Origin of the sequence: Mesorhizobium sp. M7A.T.Ca.US.000.02.2.1, assembly GCF_003996995.1 — a bacterium.
Taxonomy (GTDB): domain Bacteria; phylum Pseudomonadota; class Alphaproteobacteria; order Rhizobiales; family Rhizobiaceae; genus Mesorhizobium.
Map to the genome: position 1 here is coordinate 1 of NZ_RZTT01000341.1, position 6,574 is coordinate 6,574.

General features: G+C 64.3%; 5 protein-coding genes. All 5 read right to left on the minus strand.

Annotation, left to right across the window (positions count from 1 at the left end):
• Nucleotides 1-1,831 (minus strand): glycoside hydrolase family 127 protein (locus EOD15_RS25600; protein ID WP_148129640.1); only part of this gene is annotated, 1,831 nt, incomplete at its 3' end.
• A gap of 14 nt (nucleotides 1,832-1,845) precedes the next feature.
• Nucleotides 1,846-2,703: a carbohydrate ABC transporter permease gene (locus EOD15_RS25605; RefSeq protein WP_127294878.1), complete on the minus strand. Its 858-nt coding sequence runs from the start codon at nucleotides 2,701-2,703 to the stop codon at nucleotides 1,846-1,848.
• A complete protein-coding gene (locus EOD15_RS25610; protein ID WP_127321089.1) occupies nucleotides 2,703-3,626 on the minus strand; it encodes a sugar ABC transporter permease in 924 nt (307 codons plus the stop codon). Before EOD15_RS25610 ends, EOD15_RS25605 begins: the two co-directional genes overlap by 1 nt.
• 171 nt (nucleotides 3,627-3,797) lie before the next feature.
• Nucleotides 3,798-5,045, minus strand: a complete 1,248-nt coding sequence (locus EOD15_RS25615; RefSeq protein WP_127321090.1) for a sugar ABC transporter substrate-binding protein — start codon at nucleotides 5,043-5,045, stop codon at nucleotides 3,798-3,800.
• 62 nt (nucleotides 5,046-5,107) lie between these two features.
• A complete protein-coding gene (locus EOD15_RS25620) occupies nucleotides 5,108-6,151 on the minus strand; it encodes a LacI family DNA-binding transcriptional regulator (RefSeq protein ID WP_127272522.1) in 1,044 nt (347 codons plus the stop codon).
• Between the last annotated feature and the right edge of the window lie 423 nt (nucleotides 6,152-6,574).

Consider the following 6,574-nt stretch of genomic DNA (forward strand, 5'->3'; position numbering starts at 1 on the left):
GTGCCGCGGTCGACAGCGTCACCACACCGCCGAGAAGTTCCGGCCGGTGCTGCGCTTCGATGGTGGCCGTCCGCGGCAGCGTCAGGCGATGCGGCTGGCTGTCATTGTCTGATGCCTCGACGCAATAGATCAGCGGGCCGCGCGACAGCGCGACGCGGCCGGCATCCTGGCGCACCTGCGGGTTGGCATAAAGCCGCTCGATCGGCATTTCGAGATCGAGCCGGACATCATCGCCCTTCGTCCATGTCCGTTTGATCGCGGCGTAGCCGTCGCTGGTGATCTCAGCCAGCTTGATGGCCTCGCCGTTCACCTTCAACTGGGCACTGGCGCTCCAGGCTGGAATGCGCAGGTGCAAGGTGAATTCGACCGGCGCCTGCGGTTCGAGCGCGATCTCGACGGCGCCGTCCCAGGGATAGCGGCTCGTCTGCGTCACGCCGACCGGGACGCCCGATATGTCGAAACGGGCGGTCGAGTCGCCATAGAGGTGGATGGCCAACGCATCGTCGGCCAGGCTGTAGAAATAGCTGCCGATCGAGGCGACCATGCGACCGATATTGGGTGGGCAGCACGGGCAGCGGTGCCATTTCCACCTGTTGTGCTTGCCCCGGCTTTCCAATGGATTCTCGTAGAAAAACAGCGAGCCGTCGAGCGACAGGCCCGAGATCGAACCGTTGTAGAGGGCGCGTTCCATCATGTCGGCGTAGCGCGCGTTCGGCCCCATGCCGAGCATGCGGCTGGCCCAGAACACCAGGCCGACCGCTGCACAGGTCTCGGCATAGGCGCTCTCGTTGGGCAGGTCGTAGTCGCTGGTGAACCCCTCATTGTGCGCCGATGGCCCGAGCCCGCCGGTGATGTAGAGGCTCTTGGTGGTGAGATCGTCCCACAGAAGGTCGAGCGCCGACCGCAGCGTATCATCGCCATATTCGGTCGCGATGTCGGCCATGCCGGAATAGAGGTACATCGCCCTGACAGCATGGCCGACGACCTTGTGCTGTTCGCGCACCGGGATGTGCGATTGGCTGTATTCATAGGTCTTGAAATGATAGGCCTTCGGGTCGGCGCCGCGGGCGCGGGCCTCCTCGTCGAAATAATGCGGCTGCTGCCCGCGCTGGTCGATGAAGTATCTGGCCAGCTCCATGTATTTCCGCTCGCCGGTCACCCGCGCCAGCTTGACCAGCGCCAGCTCGATCTCCTCATGGCCACAATAGCCCTTCTTCTTGCCGGGCTCGGGGCCGAGCACCGACGCGATATGGTCGGCATAGCGGCACATGATGTCGAGCAGCTTGCGTTTTCCCGTCGCCTGGTAATAGGCGACCGCGCCCTCGATCAGGTGGCCGGCGCAATAGAGCTCGTGGCAGTCGCGCAGATTGGTCCAGCGCTTGCCGGGCTGGATGCGCTGATACCAGCTCGAGAGATAGCCGTCCTCCTGCTGCAGCTTGCCATACATGTCGATGACGGCATCGATCTTCTTCTCCAGTTCGGGGTTCTTGCGCCGGTAAAGCGAATAGGCCGCGGTCTCGATCGTCTTGCCGAGATCGGAATCCCAGAACATCTGCGTGGTCACCGTCGATCCGGTGAATTCCGCGCCCTGGCGGTCGGCTTCGTCGGGAGAGGGCGAGTGGAAGGGGATGACTATGCCGGGCGAGGGGCGGTCCGGATCGATCTGCTCCAGCATGCGGGCCTCGACGCAGCGCTCGTAGAGGATGTCGGCGGTGCGTGTGGCGACAGCGTCGGCGCGGTCGCCCCAGAAGCCGTGCACGTCGACCTGCGGCACCGGCAGCGGGCGGAAGGCGAGCTTCGGTTTTCCTTTTGCGGATGGCGATGCGGTCATGAACTTACTCCATTCTATTTGACGGCCCCGGCCATCAGGCCGCGGATGTAGAAGCGCTGCAGCGCCAGGAAGAGGATGAGGCACGGCACCATCATCACGGTGACGCCCGCCTGCACCGCGCCCCAGTCGATGGCGCCGAAGCGGCCCGACTGCAGTGCGGTCATCATCACCGGCAGCGTGAACTTGGATTGGTCGGTCATCAGCACGAGGGCGGCGAGGAATTCGTTCCAGGCGCCGAGGAAGGCAAACAGGGCGATGGTGACGACGCCCGGCCAGACCAGCGGCAGCATCACCTTCAAAAGCATTGTGAGATTGCTGGCACCGTCCATGCGGGCGGCCTCCTCGATTTCGCGCGGCACGGCGTCGAAGGCGTTGCGCATCATGAAGATCGAGAACGGCAGTTGCAGCGTCACATAGACGCCGACCAGGCCGGTCAGGGTGTTGTGCAGGCCAAGCTTGGTCAGCACCAGGAAGATCGGCGTCAGGATCGACTGGAACGGGATCATGATCGTCGACAGGATGAGGATGAAGAACAGGTCCTTGAACGGAAACCGGAACCGCGAAAAGCCGTAGCCGGCCAGCACGCTGACGGCGACCGAGAGCACGACCGTCATCACCGAGACATAGATGCTGTTTTGCGCCGAGGCCCACAGCCCGTCGCCGAAGCTGTTGAGCGTGGCATAGTTCTCCAGCGAGAACCCCGACGTCGGCCAGGGCGGCAGCGGCGGCAGGCGTGCTTCGGCCGCCGGCTTGAACGCCGACAGCACCGCCCAAACAATCGGCGCGGCGAACAGCACCGAGGCGATGATGCCGGTAGAATGCTCTGCGACGCGGCTCAGGAGCCGGCGGCTACGGGAGGCGGCCTGCGCCATCAGTCGAGACCCTCCGGCTTGCGCAACAACCATAGCTGGACGAGGCTGAGCGCCACCAGGATGACCAGCAGCACCATGGAAAGTGCCGCGCCATAGCCGAGCTTGAACGACACGAAGGACTGGTTGAAGATCCAGTAGACCGCCGTCAGCGTCTGGTTGCGCGGGCCGCCGCGCAGGATGATGTAGAATTGGTCGAAGGCGAGGATCGAGCCGGCGACCGACAGGATCAGCGCCAGCGCCAGCGTGCGGCGCATCAGCGGCAGGGTGATCGCCCTGAACCTGGCGAAAGGCCCGGCACCGTCGATGACGGCCGCCTCCTGCAGGTCCTGCGGGATCGATTGCAGGCCGGCCATCAGGATGATCATGGTGAAACCGGCGACCTTCCAGACGACCATGGCGATGATCGACCAGAAGGCCGGCTGGAAGGTGGCCAGAAGGTTGAACTTCCTGTCGATCAGTCCGAGGTCGTAAGCGGCCGGGCTGAACAGGCCGGAATCGACATTCAGCAACCACGACCAGAGCAGGCTGGCCGAGGCGAAACCGACGACCGCCGGCATGAAGAACATGGTGCGGTAGAGATTGGTCAGCGGCCGCGGCCGTTCGACGAACAGCGCCAGCGGAAAGGCCACCACGAAGATCGCGATGGTGACGATCACCGTGTAGAAGGCGGTGAAGCGCAGCGCGTTCCAGAACCTGGTGTCGCGCAGGATGGCGACGTAATTGCCGAGCCCGATAAAGCTGTGCTCGCCCATCAGCGGCCAGTTGTGCAGCGACATCCACGCCGTCATGCCGAGCGGGATCAGGAAAAAGACGACGACCAGCGCGACAGCCGGCGCGACATAGAGCAGGCCGATCCATTGTTGGCGGCTGGCGACCCTGCGGGCGCGGGGCGGGGCAGGGGTTGCTGCGGTGATGACGGTCATGGCTGTTCCCTTGGCGCTGCGTCGCCCTCCCCCATGAGGGGAGGGTCCGGCCGTAGGCCGGGGGTGGGGTCCTCTGCGGAGCGCGCCGACATCAAGAACGTCGAGCACTGCGTGGCGACCCCACCCGGACCTGCGGTCCGACCTCCCCTCAAGGGGGAGGTGAGGTTGGGGCTATTTCTGCGGCGCCTGGTCGATGATCGATTGCATCGTCTCTTGTGCGTTGGCTATGGCGCCGTCGACATCGTCGCCGAAGAAGACCTCGTTGATCATCTGCGTCCACGGCCCGTTGGCGGAGTTGATCAGGTCGTTGAACACCACCGAATAGGGTGTCTTGCCCTTGGCCATGGCCTCGGAGGCGACCTGGTAGCGCGGATCGAGATCCTTCAGCGCCTCCTTGGCGATGTCGCCGCGCACCGGCAGGCTGCCGTATTTGGCGAGGATGGTCTGGCCTTCGAGCGAATAGGCGAAGTCGAGGAACTCCTTCACCACGGGCAGTTTCGTGGTGCCCTTGGTAACGACGAAATTGTCGCCGCCGGCAAAGGACGACCAGCCGCTGTCCTTGCCCGGCAGGAAGGTGACGCCGTAGTCGATATCGGGATACTGGGTGTTGAGCGCGCCGATGGCGAAGGCGCCGGACGGCGAGATGCCGATATTGCCGGCGGCAAATGCCGCAAAGAAGTTGGCGCCGGTATCGGTCTGCGCGCCCGCCGGCACCAGGTCCTTCTTGACCATCGAGCGGTAGAGATCGATGGCGCCGCGCAGTTGCGGGCTGTCCAGCGTCGCCTTCGAGCCGTCTTCGCTCAGGATGTCGCCGCCCGACGCCCAGATCAGGGGTGTGAAGGTGAAGATGTTGCAGCCGCCGCAATTGCCGGAGAAGTAGAAGCCCTTGATGTTGCCGCCGAGCGCGTTGACCTTCTCGGCATCGGCCGCGATCTCGGCCCAGTTGGCCGGGCCTTTTTCAGGGTCGAGGCCGGCCTGCTTGAACAGTTTCTTGTTCCAGATCAGCACCGAGGCGTCGGCGGAGAAGGGCAGGCCGTAGATGTGGTCCTTGTAGGTGCCGGTCTTCACATGCGCAGGCGACAGGCTGGCAAAATAGGGCAGGGACTTTGCCCAGTCGGTAATGTCCTCCAATTGGCCGGCTGCGGCGAATGAGGGCGTGTAGATCAAGTCGAGCGACAGCGCGTCGGGCGCCGTGCCGCCGGCGGCCGCGGCGCCGTATTTCGGGATGATCTCGGCATTGGGAATGATGTCGAGTTTGACCTGGTTGGTGTGCGCCTTGTTGTAGGCATCGACGATCCTCGGCATGAAATTCGAGCCGTCGGCGCGCACCCAGATGTTGGCCGTCTCGGCGGCGGCAGTGCCGAGACCGCCACCCAGAACGGCAGCGGCCAGGGTCAGTTTGGCAATCAGGTTCCTCATGTTCTCCTCCTCCAAGGTTGCCGCGGTCCGCGGCTTGGCGCCGATTGCGCGGCGCTTCGTTTTCAGCCACCCGGCGGATGGCCGCATGACTGCCGCACCACCAGCCGGCACGGCAGTTTTCGAATGCCTGGCGCGGCGGGCTTGCCGCCGACCAGCGAAAGCAGGGTCAACCCGGCCTCGCGCCCGAGCGCGACAAGGTTCATGTCGACAGAGGTCAGCGGCGGGCGCGTCGCCTCGGCCACGATCTCCCAATTGTCGAAACCGATGACGCCGACATCACTGGGGACGTCGAGGCCGCGTTCGCGCAGCGCATCGATGACGCCGCGCGCGATCTGGTCGTTGCCGCAGAAGACCGCGTCCGGCCTTTCGCTTTTGCCGTCGAACAGTTGCGCAACCGCCTGGTGACCCCAGGCTTCCGACCAGGAGCCGAGCAGCGGCTCGCTGACCGTCAGGCCGTTTTCGACGAGCACGTCGCGGTAAGCCTGGACGCGCGCGTGCACCACGGCAAAGCTCGCCGGCCCGGTGACATGGGCGATGCGCTTGCGGCCCAGCCGGCAGAAATGCTCGACGGCCAGCCGGGCGCCGCCAACATCGTCCGAGACGAAGGCGACGGCGTCGGGATCTGGCTGCGTGAAGGCATAGATCACCGGGACGCGCAGATTGGAGAGGTCGACGGGCAGATGGCGATCGATGCGCTTGCCGGTGGCGATGATGCCGTCAACGCGCTTGTCGAGCATGGCGTCGACATGCATCTGGCCCAGCCGCGGATCCTCCTCGACATTGCACAGGAACACCGAGACGCCATTGTCGACCAGCGCGTCCGAAATGCCCGACATCAGCGGCAACGAGAAGCGGCCATAGGTATCGTTGGTGAGCAGGCCGACGGTGAAGCTGCGGCGCCGGAGCAGGCTTTGCGCCAGGCTGTTGGGCCGGAAACCGAGCCGCCGGGCGGTCTCCCGAATGCGTTCGCGCGTCTCGGCTGTCATCCGGCCCTGGCCATTGAGTGCCTTGGATGCGGTGGCGACACTGACTCCGGCCTGGGCGGCCACGTCACGCAAGGTGACTGGCTTGGAAAAGACCGGAACAGGCAGATCGTCCGATGGCATCGCGCCGAGATCCTTGGTTGGGAAAAGGTTTTCTCTTACCGAGCCGGATGAGGCCCGCCTGGTGGCCGAGCCCAACGAAGATTGCTTGGGAAAACCTTTTCTCAGATGAAGCTAAGCCAGATCGAATCGCTGTTCAAGGGGAAAGTTGGTTGGCCTCCGCTCCTCTCCTCCGAAATGCAACGCGGGGTAAAAGCAGCCTCGGAAGCGCGTAGGGGAGAAACGTCAATCGCAGTGCCGGAGGCCCTCGGTCGACACGGGGCGGGGCTGCCGCTTGGGGTGTGAAGGATCGCAACTCTGCGCCGGAAGCGAGGCCCGGCAAGGTTGGCTGACGAACGCTCTGAAACTCGATGCCGAAAATTCTGAACAATCCCTCGGGATTAACCTTTCCGTAAATATTTGGCCGCTACTTCGACAGCCATGGCC

Excerpts from the sequence above, each read along its gene's own strand:
- EOD15_RS25605 (WP_127294878.1), bottom strand. The coding sequence starts at position 2,703 with ATGGCGCAGGCCGCCTCCCGTAGCCGCCGGCTCCTGAGCCGCGTCGCA.
- EOD15_RS25610 (WP_127321089.1), bottom strand. The coding sequence starts at position 3,626 with ATGACCGTCATCACCGCAGCAACCCCTGCCCCGCCCCGCGCCCGCAGG.
- EOD15_RS25615 (WP_127321090.1), bottom strand. The coding sequence starts at position 5,045 with ATGAGGAACCTGATTGCCAAACTGACCCTGGCCGCTGCCGTTCTGGGT.
- EOD15_RS25620 (WP_127272522.1), bottom strand. The coding sequence starts at position 6,151 with ATGCCATCGGACGATCTGCCTGTTCCGGTCTTTTCCAAGCCAGTCACC.